Source organism: Pedobacter quisquiliarum (assembly GCF_014642175.1).
Taxonomy (GTDB): domain Bacteria; phylum Bacteroidota; class Bacteroidia; order Sphingobacteriales; family Sphingobacteriaceae; genus Pedobacter; species Pedobacter quisquiliarum.
Genome location: NZ_BMIL01000002.1, coordinates 1 through 24,504, shown reverse-complemented (window position 1 = coordinate 24,504; position 24,504 = coordinate 1). Strand labels below are relative to the sequence as shown.

The window sequence follows — 24,504 nt, the reverse complement described above, 5'->3', positions numbered from 1 at the left end:
ATTATATCTATACTTGATATTTTAGAGATAACGCCTTGAAGTTTATAAAAGACAACACCAGATTAAAGCAGCTTGAAGATGCGGAGCTGATTGCCAGATACCAGCAAACGGGTAATCTGGAGCTTCTGGGTGTGCTTTATAATCGGTATATGCACCTGGTGTTTGGGGTTTGCCTGAACTACTTCAAGGATGAAGAGCAGAGTAAGGATGCAGTGATGCAGATTTTTGAAGAACTGGTGGTAAAAGTAAAGGTGCACCAGATTCAGAATTTCAAAAGCTGGCTGCATGTGCTTACCCGCAACCACTGTTTAATGGCACTGCGAAAGGCATCCAGGAATAATGTTGTTTCTTTAGAGGAAGGACTTGTGGAAAACAGTGATTTTGTGCATCTTGATATGGACAATGCTAAGGAAACGCAGCTAAGTACCATGGAAAAGTGCATGGAAAGCCTTCCCGAAGAGCAGCGGATCAGCGTAGACCTGTTTTACCTGCAAGAGAAGAACTACAAGGAAGTGGCTGCAATTACCGGATATGATTTGCTGAAGGTTAAGAGCTATATCCAGAATGGGAAGCGAAATTTAAAGATTTGTATTGAAAGAAATAGTGGAGGATAACAACTGGTTAGATATTGATGTGCTTGAAGATTACCTGGACGGTAAGCTCGACGATAAGATGATGTACCGGGTGGAACGTGAAGCCCTGGAAGATCCTTTTGTTGCGCAAGCGCTGGCCGGTTTGAGCGAGTCGCCAAGACGTTCCCGACAATCCTTATCGCTGCTGCAAAAGCAGCTGGAAACCCGTGTTGCCGGTCTGGAAGACGATAAAAAGAAATCCGTGATTACCGGGCAGCGCCTGAGTATTGCCGCTACGGCAGCGCTGATTTTCATTTTGGGTGGGATTATCTTTTGGATGAAGTATAACAATAGTCAGCAGGCCAAAGCGCCGGCCGTTGTAGAAGTGAATTTAGACCTGGCACATGTGCTTGATCGCATGAAGCCTCAGGTTGGCTGGCCCGCATATTTCACTTACCTGAAGGAAAATAATCAGCTCACGAAGAAGGAGCAATTGGGTAAAACGGTGGGCGTGTCATTCACGATCGGCAAAGATGGTTTGCCAGCGAATATAATGATAGATAAGAGCCTGGGCGGTGCTTACGATGCGGAAGCCCTAAGACTAATAAAAGCCGGACCAGCTTGGGAGGTCCCTACTGATCCGGCTCATAAGATAAAGTTGAGTATCGATTTTTAAACCTGCATAAGCAGGTTTTTTCATTATAAGATTACGTAGTGTACGAAGGCGTAAGTTAGACCTGCAAGGGTAGCCGATACTGGGATGGTTAATACCCATGCCCATAAAAGACTTACCGTTACACCCCAGCGAACAGCAGACACCCTTTTCAGGAGACCTACACCGACAATTGAACCTGTGATGGTGTGGGTGGTAGAAACTGGGATACCGAAGTGTTCTGTGATACCCAGGGTTACTGCACCTGCAGATTCAGCAGCAACACCTTCAAAGGCATTCACTTTGGTGATTTTAGAACCCATTGTTTTAACGATTTTCCAGCCACCGCTCATGGTACCTAGGCCGATTGCGGCGTAGCAACTGATTGGAATCCATTCCGGCATTACATCACCAGGGCTCAGCACTTTTGCAGAGATCATGGCTACATAAATGATACCCATAACTTTCTGTGCATCGTTACCGCCATGTGTAAAGCTTAATGCTGCAGAGGAGATCAGCTGAAGGCGTTTAAACCATTTTTCTGCGGTAGAAGGTCTGGCATTTTTGGAGATGTGCATGATGATGATGGAGATCAACACGGAGATGATCATACCGATTACCGGAGCAAGCACGATAAAGGCAACAACTTTTAAGATTGGTGCAAAGTTAACTGCTGCGAAGGCACTGGTGCCCATGGTTAAGGCTTTGGCCATACCGGCACCGGCAAAACCGCCAATCAGGGTATGTGATGAACTTGAAGGCACACCAAACCACCAGGTGAAAAGGTTCCATGCAATTGCAGCAAGGAGGCCGGATAATATCACCTCAAGGGTAATGAACTCTTCAAATACGGTTTTAGCAATGGTGTTGGCAACTTTGTGATCTGTAAATACAAAGTAGGCAGCCATGTTGAAGGCGGCAGCCCACAATACGGCCTGAAAAGGGGAGAGTACCTTGGTAGATACAATGGTTGCGATCGAGTTTGCTGCATCGTGAAATCCGTTGATATAGTCAAACGCAATTGCAAGTACAATTACTACAACCAATAAGGTAGTTATCATTTTACTTTGTTTTAAGCGTTTTTAACCAAAATGGATTCCAGCACATTCGCTGCATCCTCACATTTATCTGTGGCCATTTCCAGGGTCTGTAGCACTTCTTTTTGCTTGATCAGTTCGATGGCGTTGGTTTCAAATTCAAATAAACGTGCAATGGCAAGGTTACATACATAATCTGCTTGGTTTTCGCCGCTGTTGATCCTTACACAGGCATCAGCGATAACCCTGATGTTTTTAAAGCTTCTCAATTCTTTGATTGCTTTTTCAAGGTCGGTACACATTTCTACCAGCAGTTCCGCAAGTTTGATCATCGCATCGCCGATGTTGGTGATGGCATATAACTCAATGTTGCTTGCAGAAGCATGGATATAATCTGCGATATCATCTACTGCGCTCGCCAGTGCGTGAATATCTTCACGGTCAAATGGCGTGATGAAGTTTTTACTCAGCTCAAGAAATATGGAGTGTGTAATGTCGTCGCCAACATGTTCCAGGCGCTCAATTTCTTTGATGTGTTCTTTTCTTTTTTCCAGGTCTGTGGTGCTTAGTGCAAGTAGTAAAGCTTCAGAGATCCTTAGGATGTTACTTCCTGCCTGCTCGAATAGTGGCTGGAATTTTTTGTCTTTTGGAGTAAAGAACTTAAAAAGGTTGTTCATTGTATGTGTTTTTAAAAACTTAAAATACAATGCAAAAGTAGGCGCTCAATGTTAAGTTAATGTTAACACTACACAATAATGTAATTTGAGTAGGAGAATACTGGAGTGAAAATGGCAAGATGACGCTGGTTGTACAATAGGGGTGGGTTATTAGTTCATGTCATCAGTCGCAGCTAAGAAGTGTAGAAATAACGATTAAAAGGGCTAGGCATGCTCGATTCATATTTTAAATGTTCTTTCCACTATGATGCAATTGCGGGTCAATTCCATAAAAAAAGCATATCAGTAGCATTGCAGCTTACAAGTATTAGCATGGCTGCCGGGGTGTAAATAAGCAATGTAGGAGAAATTGCTAGCTCTTTTTTTCTAAGGTAAAGGCAAAGGTTGTCCCGATTTGCAAAGTGCTTCTAACGGAAATGATTTGCTGATGGGCTTCCAGGATATGTTTTACGATGGCAAGGCCCAGACCGGTGCCGCCAACTTCCCGGGCACGGTGCGAGTCTACCCGGTAAAAGCGTTCAAACAGGCGGGGCAGGTGTTTTTCATCAATCCCAATGCCATCGTCGGTAACTTCAATTAGATATTGATCGTGTAGTTCGAAAATCTTTATGGCGGTTGAGCCATGTTCTTTTCCATACTTCAGGGAATTCTGAATCAGGTTGATCATGACCTGACGGATTTTTTCCCGATCTGCCCATACCATTGCAGGTGTGGTGTATTTTTCTTTGAAGGATAGGACAATTCCTTTCGCTTTTGCCTTATCTTCCATGCCATCCATGATTTCCCTTGCAAGGTGTACAAAGTCAAACTTCTCATAGTTGATTGGAATTTCTCCGCTTTCCAGCTTAGAGATGGAATCTAGATCGTTGATCAGGTAACTCAGGCGTTCTACGTTCTTGCCGGCTTTCGTAAGAAAGTTCTTCGCCGTTTCCGGATCATCGTGCAGGCAGTCACATGCGGTTTCTACATAGCCCTGAATGGCAAATAATGGTGTTTTAAACTCATGAGATACGTTAGATAGGAACTCCCGTCTAAATTGCTCCTGCTTTTTCAGTAAGTCGATCTCTTTCTTTTTCTCCCTTGCCCATTCTTTTACTTCGTATTCCACATCATTGATGGGGTCGCCACTTACGTATTCTCCAAGCGCATCTTTAAGGTCCTTACCCAGCTTCAAGTTGTGGATAAGCTTATAGATGAGCTTAATTTTAGAATAAATGTACTTCTCCAGTAAGTAATAGAAAACGACAAAGCTGGTGATGAAAGATATGCCAAAGGAGACAAGCATATAATAAAGACTGCCCTGAAAGTGGAAATTCACAAGGGCGATAGAGATGGCTACTACAGTGGCCGTAATTAATACGAGGACGCTCAACTTCATGCCTGAAAGCTACGAGTATTATTTAGATTTCAGATGAAGTGCAAATGATGTTTACATCAAATTTCTACCTGTTTTTCAGTGAGGTATTTCCAGTATCGTTTGGGTACATGCTGCACGTGAAGCTTGGTGTTTTTGCGTGCCGGAATGTTGGTGCTTTTAAAGTAATCTTTCCAAAGCAGCGCATACAGGTTTTCCTTCTCCGAAAGCACGTCGGGTTTGCTGTTCATCAAATTGCTTTCTTCTTCTCTTTGCATGGTGATCTCTTCCAGCGTATTCAAATCGAAGAACAAGCCATAGTGACGCTTTAAATCGTAAATGATCCATTGCTGATCCTGGTACCGGTTGCGGAAGTGCTTTCCAAGGAGGGGTAGTACATTGAAATCGGGATCAATGCCACAGTAGAAGATGCCATCAGCTGCATGTTGGAAGCGGATAAAGGCTTCCATACGGTGCTTCTCACGCTCTACTTTACGGGCTGTTTGTGCCACCTCCAGCACGTGTTCATTGCCATAGTTCATTTCTGCGCCCGGTGGATTTTGGAACAGGTAGCAGATCAGTTGAAAAAGGTGTTCATGTACTTCCGGCTTTTCGGACAGGTATGCGCAGGTGAGGCGCCGGATCCAGCCTTTCTCCAGTCTTTGCTGAAGCCCCTTCCAAACTCTTGCGGCTTGCTGCTCGCTGGAAATGATGGCCCTGCATTGCTCAAATGCATCTGGCTGATGTAAGGCTTGGTTCCGTAATACGACTGCACCCGGTTTGCGTTCGAACCACTCGAATACGGCCGTAAGCAGGCCTTCCATACTGCCATCAAAAAGGTAGGTCTGCATTAGAAAAGGATCAGCTGGTTGGTGTCGTGCTTCAGGTATTTGCTTTGGCTCTCTGCAAGGATGAAAGACTTGATTTGCGTACTCTGATAATCCTTCAGCTGGTAAGGGCTGTCCGCACATTTGATGAAGTGCCGAGCGCGATTATAAGCTACACCGATCTTTTTAAGCTGGTCGATCCTTAACTTCCCGAACTTCCGTGCTTGTACAATTTTCTTGGCGGAGTTGACGCCAATGCCTGGCACCCGCAGGATCATCTTATAATTGGCAACATTGATGTCAATGGGAAAGTAATGCATGTTGCGTAGTGCCCAGCTTAGCTTGGGGTCTATATCGATGTCCAGGTGGGGATTAGCATCGTTAAGCAGTTCATTGACGTTGAAGCCGTAGAAGCGCATAAGCCAGTCGGTCTGATATAGTCTGTTTTCCCGGATGAGTGGCGGCTGACTGCCTAACATGGGCAGCCGGTTATCATTGCTGATGGGGATGTAGCCGGAATAGTAAACGCGCTTCAGGGAAAAGTTCTTGTAAAAGGTATCCGCCGTTTGCATGATGTCCTTGTCGGTCTCTGGTGTCGCACCGATGACCATCTGCGTGCTTTGCCCTGCAGGTACGAACTTGGGAACACTCTTGATCAGCTTCTTTTCTTCTTTGAACTGCACGATCTGCCTTTGCACCATTCCCAACGGATCAATAACCTCCTGGTGTGACTTATCGGGGGCAAGGAGTTTCAAGCCACTTTCAGTTGGCATTTCCAGATTGATACTCATACGATCGGCATACATGCCCGCTTCGCGGATTAAGTCTTCACTTGCGCCAGGAATGGTTTTCAGGTGTATGTAGCCGTTAAACCGCTCCTCCAGCCGCAGTTTCTTCACGACGCGTAGTAGCCGTTCCATGGTAAAGTCTGCATTCTTAAAGATGCCGGAGCTTAGAAACAAACCCTCAATGAAGTTCCTGCGATAGAAGTTCATGGTCAGTTCTACCACCTCTTCAACGGTGAAAGCGGCACGCTGAATGTCGTTGCTTTTACGTGAAACGCAGTATGCGCAATCGAAAATACAGTGATTGGTAAGTAGAATCTTCAGGAGGGATACACAGCGGCCATCTTCTGTGTAGGTGTGGCAGATGCCGGAAGCATGGCTGTTGCCAAGGCCTTTGTTGTCATTCTTACGGGTTCCGCCACTGGAGGAACAGGAAACATCATACTTTGCTGCATCAGCAAGAATATTCAGCTTTTCTCTTATACGTTCAGACATAGCTTAACTATTTGCTAACAAAGATAGCAATAAAAGCTAAGAATATTAGTGTGTTATGATTTTCCGTCCCACTCTTTGTAGAATTGGTCCAGATAGTTAAGCATGAAATCGTGTCTTTGTTGTGCCATTGCCTTACCTGCTGCGGTCTTCATCAGGTCTTTTAATAGCAGCAGTTTCTCGTAGAAGTGGTTTATGGTAGGCGCCGTGGTGTTTTTGTAAGCTTCCTTGCTCATGTTTTCCACGAATGGGATGGCTGGATCATAGAGCACCCGGTTTTTGAATCCACCGTAGGTGAAAGCACGGGCAATGCCTATGGCGCCAATGGCATCCAGGCGGTCGGCATCCTGCACCACCTCCAGCTCGTGGGAGTGGAAGGTCACCGTACCTAAACTGGCCTTGTAGCTCATGTTCAGGATGATTTGCTGTACATGTTCAATGATCTCGGGCGCAAGGTTCAGGCTTTGCATGAATTCGCCTGCAATGCGCGGCCCGATGGTTTCGTCGCCATTGTTGAACTTGCTGTCGGCAATGTCGTGCAACAAGGCCGCAAGCGATACAATCAGGTTGTCGGCCTTTTCAGATGCATTTATGGTTAAAGCAGTTTTATAGACGCGCTCGATATGAAACCAGTCGTGCCCGGCTTCTGCGCCTGCTAAAGTCTGTTTTACAAAAGCGATGGTCTGCTGAATGATTTCTTGTTCTTGCATGCGATTGGCTTCGGTTTAAAGATCCTTTACCGGACGTTCGCCTTCTGGTCTGCGGCTACCGCTGTACAATTCATACTCCAGCATGCGGCAATCTAGCTTTCCATTATAGAATTCAAGTTTGCGAGCCGCCTTTAGGCCGATCTTTTTGGCTAAGTCAGGGTTTCCAGTAAAGATGTAACCGGTATAACCTTTACATTCTTTCTTCATGAAATCACCAATACGTTTGTAGGTGAGCTCCAGTTGCGAATGCACGCCCAATCGCTCGCCATATTCCGGGTTGAATACCACAACGCCATTTTCTTCCTGCGGAACAGGCGTATCTGCGAAATCGCAAACTTCAAAAGTGATCAGGGTATCTACACCAGCGGTCTTCGCATTTCTGCGTGTAACTTCCACGGCATCTTCAGAGATATCGGAAGCGACAATCTTCAGGTCCAGGTTTTTGATGACCTGATCTTTAAGAATCCGGCGTTCCGCGAAAAATTCCTGTTCGTCGTAACCCATGATGTGCATGAAACCGTAGTTCATGCGGTACAAGCCCGGGCGACGGTTGGTTGCAAGTAATGCAGCTTCGATGGCTAAGGTTCCGGAACCACACATCGGATTGATGAAGGGCGATTTCTGGTCCCATTTGGTGCTCATGACTACACCGGCAGCAAGCGCTTCCAGCATTGGCGCTTTTCCAGGGATTTTACGGTAGCCGTGTTTAGCTAGCGTTTCTCCGGAAGTGTCGATGAAGATGTCTGCATTTTCATCTTTCCAGTAAAGGTGTATGACGGTCTTATTGGCGTCGGCACCGGAATTCGGGCGAATACCCTTTTTCTCCTTGATGCGATCGACAATAGCGTCTTTAACTTTCAGGTTGGTAAACAGTGGGGTGGTGATGGTTTCGTTATCCACATTTGAAGTAACCGAGAAATAGCCGGAGAAATCGATAAGCTCTTCCCATGGCATATCCACCACTTCACGATAAAGTTCTTCCGGGCTGTTGATCTTGAAACTTCTCAGGTGATACAGGATCTGACTGGCGCAGCGAAGGTTTAAATTGAGCTTTATACACTCGGTGAGGGTGATGTTGAGCTCTACGCCTGTTGGGAAAGACCGGATAATGGTGAAACCCAATGCGGAAACCTCATCGGCAAGGTAGCTCGAAAGCCGCTTGTTACAGGTTATGATAACCTTACTTTTGGTGTGGAAAACTTGCATAATTATTGCGCGAAGTTATCAATAAAATTATAGACATTTGAACTTGCAAGAAGAATAAAAGCGTATTTGTTATGGAAATTAAAGGAAGAGTGCACGAGATCGGAGCGGTACAGCAAATCAGTGAAACGTTTAAAAAACGTGACCTGATTGTAGAGTATGCAGAAAATCCGACCTATCCGGAATATTTAAGATTTGAAGCCATGCAGGATAAAACCTCTTTGTTTGACGGCTTAAAAGTTGGAGATGAAGTTGAAGTATCTTTCAACCTGCGCGGACGTGCCTGGACAGATAAGACAGGAAAGACATCTTACTTTAACAGTATGATCGTTTGGAGAATCAATACAATTAGCAATAATGCAGGCGCAGGTGCTACACCTGACTATGCACCGCCGATTGACCTGAGCAGCAAGCCAGGCGACGACGATGATTTGCCTTTCTAAGACCTTTTTAAGGAAACAATTTTAGTGCGAAAGCCGGGCGGGTCCCGGCTTTTTTTATGCGTTAAAAAATGTTAAATTAAATGCATTCCGTTGTGGCTTCCTTAATTTTACCTGAGCATAATGAAGAAAAGGAATTTTTGGTTTATCACCGGACTGATGACAGTAGCCTTGCTGGGGGTTGTTGTAATGCAATTGTATTACATCAAGCAGGCGTATAGTCTCAATTCTCAACTGTTTGAGCAGAATGTAAACCAGGCCCTTAGTCAGGTGGTGAGCAAAGTGCAACGCCGTTATGCTTACAAGCACTACAACAAGAAAGATGTAGAATGGCGCAGCAAACGCCGCACGGACCGCGCCAACCAGATTAAAGCCATTGCTGAACTTAAAGAACAGCAGCTGAAAGACGAGCGCGAGCGCCGGTTCAATCAGCAGAAGCGGGTACTTGCCGACCTGAACTTTCAGGATAGTGTGATCCGTGCAGAATTCCTTTATCCGACCATCGTCTCTGAAGCTGAATTCGTCGCCCTCGGCGATCAGGAGAAAACACCGCTGAACTTCGACGTCAGTATTGGTCTGGATGAGAACTTCAACATGATTAACGGTAAAATGCGGAACACCTTTAAACAGGAGACGGCAAAAACCTTTACCATGGGGCTGAGTAAGTTGCCAGATAGTATCCGCTACCTTGCATACAGTAAAGTGGATGGGCGACCATACAAGATCTCCCTGCCAAGTGTTGACGCAGGCCTAGCAGCAAAGTTCAGAAGTGAGGAAGCGATAGCGGAAAGACGTTATCAGGAAAGTTTAAAGCAATTAGAATCTGACACCTCCTGGCTCTACAATACGGATGATGTAGATGTGGTGGAAGAGGCGGCCAAGGAAATGCACAATGTGAACGAACCGCTGACACAGCGGATCTCCAAGGATGTGCTGGATACCTTAATCCTTAAGGAACTGCTCAACAAAAACATTACGCTGGATTATGATTTTTGGGTAAAGCTGGCGAAGCGTGACTCTGTGCTTTATAGTAAAGCCTCCAACCCAATTGATGAGGTGGTGCCGGCGAATACATTTAAGACAACTTTATTCAACGACATCATCCGCGACCCGGGCATGTTATACCTCAGCTTCCCGGATAAGAATGTCGCCATATTTAATACCATGCGCGTGACGATGGCCTCTTCAGGCATCCTGCTGCTGGTACTGTTGTTTATTTTCTCCTACACCTTATATACCATACTGCGGCAAAAGAAGGTCTCTGAAATGAAGAACGATTTCATTAACAACATGACGCACGAGTTTAAAACGCCGGTAGCGACCATCATGATTGCCAGTGAGGCCTTGAAAGATCCGGAAGTGGTGGAAGATACGAATCGCATTAACAGACTTGCCGGCATCATCTACGATGAAAACGTTCGCCTGGGCAATCATATTGAACGGGTGCTAAGCATCGCCAGGCTGGAGAAAAACGAGCTGCAGCTGCAAAGAGATGCAGTAGACATGAACGAACTCATTGTAGCGGTTACCGAAAGTATGCACCTGCAACTTCAGAAACATGGCGCAACCTTAACGCTGAACCTGGATGCAGCGCAATCGACCATCATTGGCGATGAACTGCATTTGTCGAACGTGCTGTACAACCTGATCGACAATGCGATTAAGTACAGCGCCGATGCGCCACAGATTACCTGTAGCACACGCAATACGGAAAGGAACCTGATTATAGAGGTGGCTGACCAGGGCATCGGGATTACGAAAGAACATTCCAAGCGGATCTTCGATCAGTTTTACCGCGTGCCGACAGGGAATTTGCATGATGTAAAAGGCTTTGGTCTTGGCCTGAACTACGTTCAAGATATTGTGAAACAACTGAGTGGTACAATTAAAGTACAGAGCGAGAAAGACAAGGGCACGGTGTTTATCATTACTTTGCCGCTGATCAAATAACGGAAAACCAGCACAAGCTTGCGTATTTGTTAATTTAGCAGATCGCTTTGAGCGATATCACTCCAATATAAACTGTCCGATGAAAAAAATCTTATTAGTAGAAGACGATCCGAACCTTGGTATTTTACTGCAGGAATACCTGCAGCTGAAGGGTAAATTTGATGTGGTACTGACCACGGATGGTGATGAAGGACTTAGGGCGTTTAACAAACATAAGTTCGACCTGTGCATCCTGGATGTGATGATGCCTAAAAAGGATGGTTTTACATTGGGCAAGGAGATTCGGGCGATAGATGAGCATGTGCCGATCATTTTTGCCACTGCAAAGGCCATGATGGAGGATAAAGCATCGGCCTACAACCTGGGCGGCGATGATTACATTACCAAACCTTTCCGGATTGAAGAGTTGTTGCTGCGGATAAATGCATTGCTGAAAAGGGTTGCTGCAAAAGAGCCGGAACAGCGCGGCCCATTGCAGACCCAGTTTGAAATTGGTAAGTACACCTTCGACTTTACCACACAAATGATTTATTTCAACGGTCAGCAGCAGAAACTGTCGACCAAGGAAGCGGCATTGTTGCAGTTGCTGTGTTTGAATAAGAACTCGGTATTGACCCGCGAAGAAGCGCTTTTAAGCATCTGGCATGATGACAATTACTTCAACGGTCGGAGTATGGACGTGTTTTTAAGTAAACTACGTAAGTATTTGAAGGAAGATCCGAATGTAGAAATATTGAATGTTCACGGTAAGGGTTATAAATTATTGGTTAATTAACAGGCGAAGAAGTACATTTATTGCAAATCTTTAGCATGAAATTACCTTCGCTGCTTTCCCTCTGGGCAGAAACGATGGCGGTATTCCGCCGCTTTCCATTACAGGTTCTGGTTACGTTGATTGCGGTAGCGGTCTGTATTCTGAAGATTGAAAACCCCTCGCTGACTTACCTCGATAAACTCCTGGCATGTTGCAACTTCTCGTTGACGCTGTTGCTTACTGCGGATCTTTTTGCGGAAACCCATTTATGGTCCGAGGCAAAGAAATGGGGACTGCGGATCATAGTCTTGGTTTTTTGCGGATTGTTGTATGCGGTGCTAGATCCTAATCTGTATGAAGCCGACCTGTTTCGGATTCTCCTGCTGGGATTTGCTTTCCATTTACTGGTGTCCTTCGCCCCATTCATCGGACGGGGAACCGTAACCGGCTTTTGGGTTTATAATGAGCGTTTGTTCCTGCAGATTGTCACTGCCGGCATTTTTTCTTTCGTGCTGACGATTGGATTATATATCGCTTTTGCATCTACAGACGCCCTGTTTGATTTAAAATCATCCGGCCATGTTTATGGTTACATTGTTTCCGTAACGATGGTTGGGTTCATGACCATTTTCTTTTTATCCGGAATACCGAAAGACTTCAAGGAACTTGATGAAGTGCCTCAGGAATATCCTAAATGGCTGAAAATCTTCACACAGTATGTGCTGATACCTTTGCTAAGTGTTTATCTGCTTATTCTGCTGGTTTATGAGGCAAAGATTCTCATTGCCTGGCAGCTGCCGAAAGGCTATGTCTCGATGCTGATTCTGGGTTATGCCGTGGCCGGGATATTGTCGCTGCTGCTCGTCTATCCAATCCGGAACCGTGAAGGGAATGGCTGGATGAGCATCTTCTCGCGCTTTTTTTATGTGATGATGGTGCCATTGGTGGCTTTGCTGTTGCTGGCCGTTTGGAGGCGTGTTTCAATTTACGGTATCACGGAAGCCAGGTATGTCCTGATCTTACTTGCACTATGGCTAACGATAATCACGGTATATAGCCTTTTTAGTAAAAAGCAGAACATCCGGTTGATACCGATAAGCTTGTGTATCCTGGCGCTGCTCGCAGTCTATGGGCCCCAAAGCGCCTTTTCAGTATCAAAATACTCCCAAACAAAGCGACTAGAGCGAATGATGAAGCAGCAAACTGACTTTGCAAAAAAGGAGAAAGCAGAGATCATTAAGTATCTGGTTACGTATCATGGGATTTTGGCCTTGCAGGATTTTACAGAGCGGGACCTTAAGCCCTTGCAGGAGCGGTATGAGCAGCGTATTGGTAAGGTTGAAAATGAATATGCTGTGCGCTTACAGCAGGTAGATACTGCGATGGTTATATTGAATGTGCCTAAGTACGTTGATAAAAAAGCCCTGGATCGGGACGTTGCAGTCTCAGCCGGAGAGACGATTAATGTTAAGGGCTTCGAATACTATCGGCCATTGCCTGATTATACGGGTGAGGAGCAGTTTGAAGTGGCTGGCCACCAGATCAAGATTGTTCGTGTTGGCGATACGAAAGTTAAGATCAGCATTGATGATGAGGTTAAGCTTATTGATGTTGCTTCAAGCCTTAGTACGGTGACAGCGGACTTTAAAGCAGGTAAGTTAAAATTGCTTGAGGATAGTGAAGTAGTCTATAAACTGCCAGGAAATGTTAAGGATATTGCTTTGGAAACCAGTAAGGTGGCCGGTGTGTTCCGCTTGACTTATGTTTTTGTAAATGATGGTAATGAGCCTTCTACCAGGCGCTTTGATGGTTGCTTTTTGCTGCGTTCGAAAACCACTAAATAATTCAGAAGTAAGGCTGCTGTAAAGGTTAATATTGATTTACGTTTTCTTAATTCCGGCAGGTTGACGATTTAGTTTTGTAAATTTGTGCATGACTGATTCGAATCCTGCTGAACTGGCTGCCAAATTTATCAACTACACCTCAAGGCATATTTTTCTAACAGGAAAGGCGGGAACGGGTAAGACTACTTTCCTCCGGAACTTAATTCAGGTAACGCATAAAAAAGCGGTTATTGTGGCGCCTACGGGTATTGCGGCCATTAATGCTGCGGGGGTAACGATTCACTCGCTATTCCAACTGCCCTTCGGGACTTACCTGCCTAAACAACCCGCTACGGGGGACAGTCACTATAATCAACAATACAACACCCCTAAAACCATCACGCGGCACCTGCAGATGAATGCCACCAAGCGGAAGATCTTTCTTGATCTGGAGCTTTTGATCATTGATGAGGTGAGTATGCTGCGGGCAGACTTGCTGGATGCCATTGAGATGGTGCTCCGCTATGTGCGGAAAAGCAATGAGAGTTTTGGTGGGGTACAAGTGCTTTTTATTGGCGACCTGCACCAGCTTCCACCCGTGGTGAAATCTACGGAATGGAACCTGCTGGGAGAGTTTTATAAGAGCGCTTTTTTCTTTGATGCGCTGGCGCTGCAGCAAAATCCGCCGGTTTACATTGAGCTGGAGAAGATCTACCGCCAGGCAGATGAAGTGTTCATCAGCTTGTTGAATAACCTGCGGAATAATGCAGTCACTGAAAAGGATATGGCACTGTTGAAGTCCTATTACCGGGAGAACTTTGTGCCTGATCTAAATGATAAATACATCACGCTGACCACCCACAATCAGAAGGCAGACCTGATGAACAGGAGCAGCCTGGAAGCTTTAAAGGCCCAAAGCTGGTTTTACCGGTCGGAAGTGGAAGATGAATTTACCGAATCTTCTTACCCGGCAGAACATGTACTGGAGCTTAAAGTCGGTGCCCAGGTGATGTTCATTAAAAATGATCCAACCCCTGAAAAGCGGTATTTCAATGGTAAAATTGCCACGGTTACGGCCTTGCAGAAAGACTCCATTACGGTGCAAACGGAAGGCGTAAATGAAACGATCGTGCTGGAGAAGTATACCTGGAAGAACATCCGGTACACTACAGACAAAGTGACTAACGAAATCAAGGAAGAGGTTATCGGAAAGTTTACCCAGTACCCGATTAAGTTAGCCTGGGCGATTACGATACATAAGAGTCAGGGTTTAACCTTTGATAAGGCGATTATTGATATCGGTGGGGCTTTCGCGCCAGGCCAGATCTATGTGGCGCTGTCCAGGTTACGATCGCTTGATGGTTTGATTTTGACTTCCCTGCTTGCGGGTTCGGGTATCCGTCAGGACCCTAATGTTGACTTGTTTTCACGCAGGAAACAACAGGTAGAGGCTTTGGGCGAGCAGGTGAAGGCGGAAAGCGAACATTTCCTGCGGAATTACCTGCTGAAGTGTTTTGATCTTTCGCCGCTGGACAACTATGTGTATGAGCACGTGCATTCGTACACGAAGGACATGAGTAAATCCGCCAAGCAGAAGCATCATAAATGGGCACAGGCGCTGTTGAAAGAGCTTACCGCCCTGAAGCAGCATGCCAGCAAGTTTATGTCGCAGATTCTGCGTTTGTATCAGGACCGTACGGATGACGGGATGGCGTTGCTGCTGGAACGTGCGATTGCCGCAGAAAACTACTTCAACCCTCAGCTGCAGCAAATGTCGAAGAACATCTTTGACCGCATGGAACTGGTGAAGCAGGATAAACAGGTGGTTGCGTTTTTGACGGAACTGCTCGAAATGGAAGCTTTGTTTTATGAAAAGTTTAAGTCCATCCGCAAGGCTACGGCTTTACTAAAAGCTACCATGCAGCAGCAGGAGTTTACCAAAGATGATGTGAGCAAGCTTTTGAATGAGGCGGACCGTGCTTTTCAGCTGCAGAAGGTGTTTAACATGCCGAACAATACGCTCGACTTCAACGAGGTTAAAGCGAAGCCCAAAAGCAAGTCTACCAGGAAAAAGGCGGAGCCAAAAGATAAAGCACCAAAGGTGGATACGAAGGATCTTACCTTGCAGCTGCATAAGCAGGGCCTGTCGGTTGCCGAGATTGCAAAGGAACGAAAGCTTGTTGCGAGCACGGTTGAAGCGCATTTGGCACATTTTGTAGCGACCCAGGAGATTCCGGCCACTGGGCTAATGGACAAGCGGAAGCTGCGTAAAATCATCAATGCCATCCGCGAGTTGAAGACCATGCAGCTTAATCCAATAAGGGAGCATTTGGGCCGGGATTACAGCTTTGGTGAGATTAAGATCGGCTTAGCCGCGCATTTGGCGGAGTCTGAGTAGGCGTTGTGTATAGTGCTTACACCCAAACATTGGTGCTGCTAAAACTAAATCTCAATTGATCCCGAGAACACGAGCTCGGCTGGCCCACAAAGAAAAATTTCTGTAAAAGTCTGTCCGTCGTAGTTGTACTCCACCCGCATATCGCCCCCTAACACCTTTATGGCTTTAGAAAAGTGCCCCGTTGTCTTAGCCTGCTTCGCTTTGGCAAGTGCTACAGCTGTTACCCCGGTACCACAAGCATAAGTTTCATCCTCCACGCCCCGCTCGAAGGTGCGGATGAAAAAATGATCGCCCTTATCTTCTATAAAATTCACATTAATCCCTTTTTCTTTATAGGTATTGTTGTTGCGGATTCGTTTTCCTTCTGCGAAAACATCAAGCGCTTCCAGGTTGCTTACTTCCAGCACATAATGTGGGGAGCCTGTATTCAGCACAAATGCTTCTTCATCTTGCTGGATATCCTGAACATCAATCATTTGAAGGTCTACCCAATTGCCAGCTTCTGAAATTTTGGCATAATGTGCGCCGTCAACTGCCAGAAAGTTCGTCTCCCTGTTGATGATGCCAATCGCCTTTGCGAATGCAACAATGCAGCGACCACCATTTCCGCACATGCTGCCAAGGCGTCCATCGGCATTATAATAGTGCATCTCAAAATCATAAGCGGTGTGGTTCTGGAGTAGCATCAAACCATCGGCGCCGACGCCAAAGCGCCTGTTACACAGAAAGTTTACCTGTTTCTCTGTTAGATTTGAATATTCCAGACCTCTGTTGTCGATCAAAATGAAGTCGTTACCAGCGCCCTGGTATTTAAAAAAGGGTATATTGCTCATAGGGATATTTTCCTTTAACATTTTTTAACATAACGAAACAGGTTATGATGCCACAAATATCGTTTATATGGTATTAAATTTGAACTGTCAGGTTAGATAATAAAAATTAACTAAAACACATATATGAAAAAAATAGGATTAATACTGATCGCTGCGCTTGTTGGTGGTGCTTCAGCAATTGGCGCCTATAAACTTTTAGAGCGCAATTCGGAGGGAATGACGTTGGCTGAAAGGCAAAAAGTGCTGTTTGCGAACAACCCATTGAAAATATCATCAGCAGGTTCTGTAGATTTTATACAAGCGGCTTCAGCGGTTTCTCCGGCTGTAGTCCATATCCGGACCACCTTCACCAGTTCTGGTCGAAGAGCAGAGTCGCCATTTGATATGATGGAGGAGTTTTTCGGTGGCGGCGGTGGCATGCGTAGTGCACCTCGTGCGGCATCTGGTTCTGGGGTAATCCTTACACCAGACGGTTATATTGTAACCAACAACCACGTGGTTGAAAATTCATCTAAGATCGAGGTGATCCTTTCCGACAGAAGAAAGGTTGAAGCTACTGTTGTTGGGCGTGACCCGAATACTGACCTTGCTCTAATTAAAGTGGACGGTTCGAATTTACCTGTGGTTAAAATGGGTAACTCCGATGATGTGCAGGTAGGTGAGTGGGTGTTGGCCGTGGGTTTCCCATTGGATCTTCAAACAACCGTGACCGCAGGTATTGTTAGTGCGAAAGCCCGAAAAATTGGTATTCTGGACCAGGCACAACAGCCAACCCGTGAAGAATATGAAGAGTACAGAAGGACAGGAAAGCTGCCTGAACGTGCCGGAAGCAGAAGCATTGAATCTTACATTCAAACGGATGCTGCCATCAACCCTGGAAACAGCGGTGGTGCTTTGGTAAACGCAAGTGGTGAGCTGATTGGTATCAACGCTGCGATTGCATCGCAATCCGGCCGAAATGAAGGTTATGGTTTTGCGATTCCAATTAACCTTGCTAAGAAAATCTTAGAAGACTTTAAGAAATACGGTAAAGTGAAACGCGGCTATATTGGGGTTTCCTTCCGAGAACTTGATGCAGATTATGCAAAAGAACTTGGTGTAAAAGACATCAGCGGACTTTATGTGAGTGACGTTGTTGCCAATGGTGGTGGTGCCGCTGCTGGAATTAAAGCAGGTGATATCATCAAAAAGGTACAAGGTATTGAGATTTTCGATTCACCGGATCTACAAGAAAGAATCGGACGTATGAGTCCTGGCGATAAAGTGGAACTGACTATTTTGAGAGATGGTAAGACCAGAGATGTAACCGTAACCCTGAAGGGTGATGAAAGCCTGGAACAGCCGAAAACAGCTGCTGCTGGTAAAGCAACTGGAACTTCTATTGAGCAACTGGGTGCTTCATTTGCACCAGCATCAACTGCACTGAAAGCTAAATATGGCGTGAAGAGTGGTGTGGTTGTAAGCTCTGTGGCACCAGGTAAACTGTTTGATTCATTGGATCTGCCAGAAGGCATCATCATCACAACGGTAAATGGCAGACCGGTTAACAGCAGTGCTGATGTGAAAGCGGCATTGCCTACATCGAAAACCGGAATGACAACCGTGACAGCAGTAGGACCAAATGGAAACTACACTTTCAAATTTTAACAGGTTTTTTTAATTCGATGATGGGAGGCAGTGAAAACTGTCTCCCATTTTTTTTTGCTAAACTTAGAACGTTTCTAAATTAAGGTTTAAGCGGAGTTTTATAAGGCCTGCTACCGAATTAATTCTTTTATTAAATACTTTTGCCTAACAAAAAACAAAAACAATATCAAATGGCTAGTTTCGGAAACGCTTTTTCCTCTTCTATTGGAAAAAAACTAATAATGGGTATTACCGGCCTGTTTCTAATCTTATTTTTAATTGTGCATGTGTTCATAAATTCATTGATCTTTTTCAATGATGGTGGACAGACATTTAACCAGGGTGCGGAGTTTATGGCACACAACTGGATTATCAGAGCAGGTGAGATCGTTTTATTTGTTGGTTTACTGGCACATATTTACCAGGGATTAAGGTTAGTGTTTGAAAACAGGGCTGCCCGTCCGGTAAAATACGCTGCTTACAACGGATCAGCAAACAGTAAATGGTATTCTCGTTCAATGGGACTATTGGGAACTTTACTCCTGATCTTCCTGATCGTGCACTTGTCTGATTTCTGGGTTGTATCTCGTTTTACCGGTATCCCTACGGAGGATGCTCTAGGTAAAGAAGACCTTTTTGCTGTAATGGTTGACAAATTCCAAAACCTTGGAATCGTGATCCTTTATGTACTTGCAATGGTTTCACTTGCATATCACTTGCTGCACGGATTTGCATCTGCATTTCAAACCTTAGGCTGGAATCACAAGAAGTATTCGCCTATCATTAGAGCATTTGGATTTTGGTATTCCATCATCATCTCTGTGCTTTTCGCATTAATGCCTGTGGCAATCTATACAGGTATAATTAAATAATTTTAGAACGTTTAAGCTTAACAAAATGGCAGAATTGAATGCTAATATACCAGAGGGTGATTTAACAGAGAAGTGGACGAAACTTCGTTCCTCTATGCCTTTGGTAAATCCGTCAAATAAAAGAAGCATCGAGATCATCGTTGTGGGTTCTGGATTGGCTGGAGCGTCGGCTGCGGCTACGCTCGCTGAAATGGGTTATAAAGTTAAATGCTTTTGTTTCCAGGATTCGCCTCGCCGCGCGCACTCTATCGCCGCACAAGGGGGAATTAATGCTGCAAAAAACTACCAGAATGATGGTGACAGTACTTACCGTTTATTCTATGATACGATAAAAGGCGGTGACTACCGCGCTCGTGAGGCTAACGTTCACCGTTTAGCTGAAGTGAGTTCAAATATTATTGACCAGTGTGTTGCACAGGGTGTGCCTTTGGCAAGAGAATATGGCGGTCTTCTAGACAACCGTTCTTTTGGTGGTACCCAGGTTCAGCGTACATTCTATGCTGCCGGACAAACCGGTCAGCAGTTGCTATTAGGTGCATACAGCTCCCTTGAGCGTCAGATTGGAATGGGTAAGGTTGAAATGTATACCCGCCATGAAATGCTTGATGTGGTAATCATTGATGGAAAGGCTCGTGGTATCATCGCCCGTAACCTGATCACCGGTGAGCTGGAAAGACACTTCGGCCATGCCGTATTGATTGCTAGTGGTGGTTACGGAAACGTATTCTACCTTTCTACAAACGCAATGGGTAGTAACGTTACTGCAGCCTGGAAAGCACACAAGAAAGGTGCATTCTTCGGTAACCCTTGCTATACCCAAATTCACCCAACCTGTATCCCGGTTTCAGGTGAGCACCAATCTAAATTAACCCTGATGTCTGAGTCATTACGTAATGATGGACGTATCTGGGTGCCTAAGAAAAAAGACGATACCCGTAAGCCTAGTGAGATCCCTGAAGATGAAAGAGATTATTACTTAGAGCGCCGTTACCCTGCTTTCGGTAACCTTGTACCACGTGACGTGGCTTCAAGAGCTGCTAAAGAACGTTGTGATGCGGGTTATGGTGTAGGTAAATCGAAACTAGCGGTATATTTAGACTTCACCGCCAACACTGAACGTTACGGTCGTATCGAGGCAAACAAGCACAACATACACAATCCTGATAAAGCAACCTGCATGCGCTTAGGCCGTGAGGTTATCAAGGAAAAATATGGTAACCTGTTCGATATGTACAAGCAAATCACCGGAGAAGATCCATATGAATTGCCAATGCGTATATATCCTGCAGTGCACTACACCATGGGTGGTCTGTGGGTTGACTACAACCTGATGACCACAGTACCTGGTTTATATGCATTGGGAGAGGCTAACTTCTCTGATCACGGTGCAAACCGCCTTGGTGCTTCTGCCTTAATGCAGGGTCTTGCAGATGGTTACTTTGTAATTCCTTACACCATCGGTTCTTACCTTTCAAAAGAACTAGCGACTAAGCCGATTTCTACAGATCACCCGGCTTTCGTTGAAGCAGAGAATGCTGCCAAAGCAACGATCGACAAGTTCTTATCGATCAACGGTACGAAATCTGTGGATTACTTCCATAAGAAATTAGGCAAGATCATGTGGGAGAAATGTGGTATGGCTAGAAATGCACAAGGCCTTACAGACGCGATCGAAGAGATTCGTACACTGCGTAAGGAGTTCTGGAGCGACGTACGCGTTCCTGGTACAACCGGATCATTTAACCCGGAACTGGAGAAAGCTGGTCGTGTTGCCGACTTCATCGAGCTTGGTGAATTGATGTGTATTGATGCATTGAACCGTAATGAGTCTTGCGGTGGTCACTTCAGAGAAGAGTACCAGACGCCAGAGGGTGAAGCTTTGAGAGACGACGAGAATTTTTCATATGTAGCAGCATGGGAGTATTTCGGAGATACCCAGTTCAAGCTACATAAGGAAGAACTGAAGTTTGAGAACATTAAAGTTGCTCAAAGAAGTTATAAATAACTGCTAAGTACAAAATCTCGATATCATGAGTACAGAAAATATGAATTTAACGCTGAAAGTATGGCGTCAAACAGATAATAAAGCCCAAGGTAACTTGGTAGACTACAAAGTGTCGGATGTATCACCAGACATGTCTTTCCTGGAGATGTTCGATGTATTGAATGAAGATTTAATTACCAAAGGTGATGACCCGATTGTATTTGATCATGACTGCCGTGAGGGTATTTGCGGTGCTTGTTCCATGTACATCAATGGCCGTCCGCACGGACCAAAAGAGCTTGTAACAACCTGCCAGTTGCACATGCGTTCTTTCAAAGATGGTGATACCATCGTTGTAGAGCCATGGAGAGCAAAAGCTTTCCCGGTAATCAAAGATTTAGCGGTAGACCGTACTGCTTTCGACAGAATCATTGCAGCAGGTGGTTTCATCTCTGTAAACACTGGAAATGCACAGGATGCGAATGCGATTCCTATTCCAAAATCTCAATCTGATGCTGCTTTCGAAGCTGCTGCTTGTATCGCCTGTGGCGCTTGCGTAGCAACTTGTAAGAACGCATCTGCGATGTTGTTCACCTCAGCGAAGATCTCTCAGCTTGCCTTGTTACCTCAAGGTCAGCCAGAGCGCTACAGAAGAGCACAGAGCATGGTTGCACAGATGGATGCTGAAGGTTTCGGTAACTGTACCAATACAGGTGCATGTGAGGCGGAATGCCCGAAAGGAATCTCTCTGGAAAACATCGCTAGAATGAACAGAGACTTTTACCATGCTAAATTTGTTTCTGAAGAGGAAGTTTAGTAAATTTAGTCATCGAGACAAGGTTAACATAAAAAACCCCGACCAGTATTCTGGCCGGGGTTTTCTTTTGTCTTGTACTTATCTGGTGATCAGATACATCACCCGGATACATTAATTATTTCGTGGGTTTCTTCATGGTAATGCTTATCGTGCCGCCCGATTCACTGTTAGCGTCTTTAGCTTTTTCCACGTGAACGCTTTCAATGTCATTAGAATTGATTTTTTCAAGGTCCTGCTTGGTTGCCGGTACACCATCAATAATGTATTTAGGCTCTTTGCCGTTGGTTGTAGTTGCCGTTTTGAACTCCCCATTCATCTGCTTTCCATTAACGGTCACGACCACATTGCTTACCTTGCCTTTAGTTTCTGGTAAACTGGCATCCTTAGCAGCGGTACCCGGCTCATCTTTTTTTGATAATGAGAAATCAATTGGAATATGGTATTTAACAGCCACGGGCTTGCCATCAACTAGTCCTGGATTCCACTTTGGTGAAGACTTTAGCACCCGCATAGCTTCCTCGTCGGTGCCGGAACCCAGCATTCTGCCGGCAAGTTGTATGTCGGAAAGGGTACCATCTTTTTCTACAACAAACGAGAGGAATACCTTGCCTTGTACCTTATTTTTAACTGCCTCTTCGGGATATTTGATCGATTCCCCAATGAAACTGTAAAACTTATTTAATCCACCTGGAAAGCTTGGTGGGGTATCAACTGAAACGAAGTCCATCACACCCGATTTAGTAGTTGCTAACGCATTCGGATGCGCAAATCCAACAATGTTCACCTCCTGCAGGTTTGTAAAGCCCTCCACCTGTTTAAGGCCTTCATTCTTGATGGGTGTATTTGCACCTTCTAACCGGAAAGCAACCGCCAACACGTAATTGCCATCAGTTACATCCTTGAAGCCGTTGTAACCCAAAATCGCCTTCATGACTTCTGTATCTAAGCCTGCCCCAAGTTTGGTTAGTGCATCTAACCCTTTCACATCACCACCTTCAATCGTGAATTTGAGCTGCGTATTGCCCTGTAGCTGCGCTTTCCGTGCAACATCCGGATATTTGATGTTCCTCGCCAGGAACTTGTAGAAGGGTGCCCAGTCCTGCGCAAGCAAGGTTGCAGCTTCATTTCCTACGATCGGCGTGGTCGGTTCATTTGCAGCAACCGAGCTTGGTAGCGTACTTTGTACCACCGCTATAGGGTTGCTGAAGGGGATGCTTTCCACCGCTTCATTAACCGCCTGATTCTCGCGCAAGCTCGCAGAGGAGAGTAGTAACATGCCCGAAAACAGCGGCAGGTACAGCCCGTACTTCAGTACAGCTGTCTTTCTTGATTTTTCCTTGTGTAGCATATAGATCCTTTTTTTAATTAATGATTGTTTACTGAAGAAGCTGTTTGCAAGTAGCTGAGGACTCACTTTGAAGGCTGCACTAAGCAGCAGCATGGAGTATTTCTCCTTGTCGCCCTGATAGTTTGCAGCGGCTTCATCCGCGAGAAACTCGTGATTGTCTTTCAGCGCCTTCTTATAGAGGTACACCACCGGGTTGAACCAGTTCACAATGGCCACCAGCTCCATCAGCAGCACATCCAGGCTATGGAATTGCTTTAAATGGATGTCCTCATGGTGATTGATCACCTCGTGCCCCTCCAGGCTTACATCAACAGCTTTACGGGTTAAAAACGAGTATGCTGCACCATGCTGCACGGCACTATTTGCGCCTCCGTACAACCTGCTTGTCAGCCGCCAGAGCAGCATGCAGAAGCGGAGGAAGAACAGTAGGAGTCCTGCGGTATATAGCAGGGCCACCACGTCACCGATCGCCATCATGCCTGCATCTGCACTGCGTTCCGGCAGCACCATCATGTCAAGCTGGCCAACGGTTACAGACAACTGCTGACTAACCGGTTGCTGCGTAAGCCAATCGAGCCGTATAAACGGGATGCCTAAAGCCAACAGCCCTGATCCGAGGAGGTAAATGCGGTTCCATTGGAAGTAAGTTTCCTTTTCCAGAAGGAGCTTGTAGAAGCCGTAAAATACCACCAGGTAGATGTTGGCTTGCAGAAGGTAATATGCCCAGGTCATTTTGCTTTGTTTTTAAGTTTTTGAATCATTTTAAGGATTTCATCAACATCACTCAGATCCACTTTTTCCTCTTTTACGAAGAAGGAGAACATGCTTTCCACAGAGTTCTCGAAATAGTTGCCCAAGAGTTTTTCTGTCGCATGGCGCTTGTAGTCTTCCTTGCTGATCAGCGGGTGGTACTGGTGTGCTTTGCCGAAGGCCTCATGGCCGATAAAACCCTTGGTTTCTAGAATCCTGATGATCGTTGAAACCGTGTTATATGCTGGCTTCGGTTCAGGAATGTGGTCCATCACATCTTTCACAAACCCTTTTTCTATCTGCCATAGAATCTGCATGATCTGCTCTTCCGCTTTTGTTAAATCTTTAATTTCCATTATATAGCTTATTTGTATGTGTCCGGTGAACCGCCTGAGCTGGGTGTTTGTAAACCAAATTAAGGCATCTGATTTACTGTATAACTAAATTCTTAGTACAATATATAACTAACAACTTAGTTAAGCAAATAAAGTTTAAAATATTTTAGTAAATAATCATCCCCATAACCCAATTACATAAAAAAGGTACTGTTTTAAATTCCAAACATTTAAGACAAAAAAGTATTTTTGTATTTCAAAGAAG

At 45.2% G+C, this 24,504-nt stretch carries 21 protein-coding genes; 11 read left to right on the top strand and 10 right to left on the bottom strand.

Annotated elements, in window-relative coordinates; translation table 11 throughout:
* Positions 1-35 precede the first annotated feature (35 nt).
* Positions 36-614 (top strand): RNA polymerase sigma factor, encoded by a 579-nt coding sequence (locus IEW69_RS02530; RefSeq protein WP_188625262.1) that lies wholly within the window; start codon positions 36-38, stop codon positions 612-614.
* Positions 592-1,248 carry an energy transducer TonB gene (locus tag IEW69_RS02525; RefSeq protein ID WP_188625261.1) on the top strand — a complete coding sequence of 219 codons (657 nt, stop codon included), beginning with the start codon at positions 592-594 and terminating at the stop codon, positions 1,246-1,248. The genes IEW69_RS02530 and IEW69_RS02525 overlap by 23 nt, the downstream gene beginning before the upstream one ends.
* A gap of 23 nt (positions 1,249-1,271) precedes the next feature.
* On the opposite strand, the gene IEW69_RS02520 is transcribed toward IEW69_RS02525, so the two are convergent.
* The 7 genes from IEW69_RS02520 to IEW69_RS02490 form a co-directional block, all read right to left on the bottom strand.
* On the bottom strand, positions 1,272-2,285 hold the full coding sequence (locus IEW69_RS02520; RefSeq protein ID WP_188625260.1) for an inorganic phosphate transporter: 1,014 nt from the start codon (positions 2,283-2,285) through the stop codon (positions 1,272-1,274).
* An 11-nt stretch (positions 2,286-2,296) separates the two neighbouring features.
* Complete coding sequence (locus tag IEW69_RS02515) at positions 2,297-2,938, bottom strand: DUF47 domain-containing protein (protein ID WP_188625259.1); 642 nt, start codon at positions 2,936-2,938, stop codon at positions 2,297-2,299.
* Positions 2,939-3,290: 352 nt separating this feature from the next.
* Complete coding sequence (locus tag IEW69_RS02510; RefSeq protein ID WP_188625258.1) at positions 3,291-4,316, bottom strand: sensor histidine kinase; 1,026 nt, start codon at positions 4,314-4,316, stop codon at positions 3,291-3,293.
* Between the two features lie 56 nt (positions 4,317-4,372).
* Positions 4,373-5,143, bottom strand: coding sequence for a TIGR03915 family putative DNA repair protein (locus IEW69_RS02505; protein ID WP_188625257.1), 771 nt, complete (start codon positions 5,141-5,143; stop codon positions 4,373-4,375).
* Positions 5,143-6,399: a putative DNA modification/repair radical SAM protein gene (locus IEW69_RS02500; protein ID WP_188625256.1), complete on the bottom strand. Its 1,257-nt coding sequence runs from the start codon at positions 6,397-6,399 to the stop codon at positions 5,143-5,145. The genes IEW69_RS02505 and IEW69_RS02500 overlap by 1 nt, the downstream gene beginning before the upstream one ends.
* 53 nt (positions 6,400-6,452) lie before the next feature.
* The gene (locus IEW69_RS02495; protein ID WP_188625255.1) at positions 6,453-7,106 is read right to left on the bottom strand and encodes an HD domain-containing protein; all 654 of its coding nucleotides are present in this window, start codon (positions 7,104-7,106) and stop codon (positions 6,453-6,455) included.
* 15 nt (positions 7,107-7,121) lie between these two features.
* Positions 7,122-8,312, bottom strand: a complete 1,191-nt coding sequence (locus IEW69_RS02490) for a THUMP domain-containing class I SAM-dependent RNA methyltransferase (protein ID WP_188625254.1) — start codon at positions 8,310-8,312, stop codon at positions 7,122-7,124.
* Between the two features lie 71 nt (positions 8,313-8,383).
* Here IEW69_RS02490 and IEW69_RS02485 point away from each other — a divergent pair, with 71 nt between their 5' ends.
* The 5 genes from IEW69_RS02485 to IEW69_RS17015 all read left to right on the top strand — a co-directional run bounded on the left by IEW69_RS02485 (position 8,384) and on the right by IEW69_RS17015 (position 15,674).
* The gene (locus IEW69_RS02485; RefSeq protein WP_188625253.1) at positions 8,384-8,752 is read left to right on the top strand and encodes a DUF3127 domain-containing protein; all 369 of its coding nucleotides are present in this window, start codon (positions 8,384-8,386) and stop codon (positions 8,750-8,752) included.
* A 120-nt stretch (positions 8,753-8,872) separates the two neighbouring features.
* Positions 8,873-10,699, top strand: coding sequence for a sensor histidine kinase (locus tag IEW69_RS02480; RefSeq protein WP_188625252.1), 1,827 nt, complete (start codon positions 8,873-8,875; stop codon positions 10,697-10,699).
* Positions 10,700-10,778: 79 nt separating this feature from the next.
* On the top strand, positions 10,779-11,474 hold the full coding sequence (locus IEW69_RS02475) for a response regulator transcription factor (protein ID WP_188625251.1): 696 nt from the start codon (positions 10,779-10,781) through the stop codon (positions 11,472-11,474).
* A gap of 35 nt (positions 11,475-11,509) precedes the next feature.
* Positions 11,510-13,297: a DUF4153 domain-containing protein gene (locus tag IEW69_RS02470; RefSeq protein WP_188625250.1), complete on the top strand. Its 1,788-nt coding sequence runs from the start codon at positions 11,510-11,512 to the stop codon at positions 13,295-13,297.
* 88 nt (positions 13,298-13,385) lie between these two features.
* The gene (locus IEW69_RS17015; RefSeq protein ID WP_188625249.1) at positions 13,386-15,674 is read left to right on the top strand and encodes a helix-turn-helix domain-containing protein; all 2,289 of its coding nucleotides are present in this window, start codon (positions 13,386-13,388) and stop codon (positions 15,672-15,674) included.
* A gap of 44 nt (positions 15,675-15,718) precedes the next feature.
* Here IEW69_RS17015 and dapF read toward each other — a convergent pair whose 3' ends face one another.
* The gene (gene dapF / locus IEW69_RS02460) at positions 15,719-16,507 is read right to left on the bottom strand and encodes a diaminopimelate epimerase (protein WP_188625248.1); all 789 of its coding nucleotides are present in this window, start codon (positions 16,505-16,507) and stop codon (positions 15,719-15,721) included.
* Positions 16,508-16,630: 123 nt separating this feature from the next.
* Between dapF and IEW69_RS02455 the strand changes: the two genes are divergently transcribed.
* The 4 genes from IEW69_RS02455 (at position 16,631) to IEW69_RS02440 (ending at position 21,806) form a co-directional block, all read left to right on the top strand.
* On the top strand, positions 16,631-18,154 hold the full coding sequence (locus IEW69_RS02455; RefSeq protein WP_188625247.1) for a S1C family serine protease: 1,524 nt from the start codon (positions 16,631-16,633) through the stop codon (positions 18,152-18,154).
* Positions 18,155-18,324: 170 nt separating this feature from the next.
* Positions 18,325-19,005 (top strand): succinate dehydrogenase cytochrome b subunit, encoded by a 681-nt coding sequence (locus IEW69_RS02450; protein WP_188625246.1) that lies wholly within the window; start codon positions 18,325-18,327, stop codon positions 19,003-19,005.
* 25 nt (positions 19,006-19,030) lie between these two features.
* Positions 19,031-21,010 carry a fumarate reductase/succinate dehydrogenase flavoprotein subunit gene (locus tag IEW69_RS02445; protein WP_188625245.1) on the top strand — a complete coding sequence of 660 codons (1,980 nt, stop codon included), beginning with the start codon at positions 19,031-19,033 and terminating at the stop codon, positions 21,008-21,010.
* 25 nt (positions 21,011-21,035) lie between these two features.
* Positions 21,036-21,806, top strand: a complete 771-nt coding sequence (locus IEW69_RS02440) for a succinate dehydrogenase/fumarate reductase iron-sulfur subunit (protein ID WP_188625244.1) — start codon at positions 21,036-21,038, stop codon at positions 21,804-21,806.
* A 115-nt stretch (positions 21,807-21,921) separates the two neighbouring features.
* Here the strand turns inward: IEW69_RS02440 and IEW69_RS02435 are convergent, their stop codons facing one another.
* Together IEW69_RS02435 and IEW69_RS02430 are read right to left on the bottom strand one after the other, a co-directional pair.
* Complete coding sequence (locus IEW69_RS02435; RefSeq protein ID WP_188625243.1) at positions 21,922-23,886, bottom strand: M56 family metallopeptidase; 1,965 nt, start codon at positions 23,884-23,886, stop codon at positions 21,922-21,924.
* A complete protein-coding gene (locus IEW69_RS02430) occupies positions 23,883-24,260 on the bottom strand; it encodes a BlaI/MecI/CopY family transcriptional regulator (RefSeq protein ID WP_188625242.1) in 378 nt (125 codons plus the stop codon). The genes IEW69_RS02435 and IEW69_RS02430 overlap by 4 nt, the downstream gene beginning before the upstream one ends.
* Positions 24,261-24,504 lie beyond the last annotated feature (244 nt).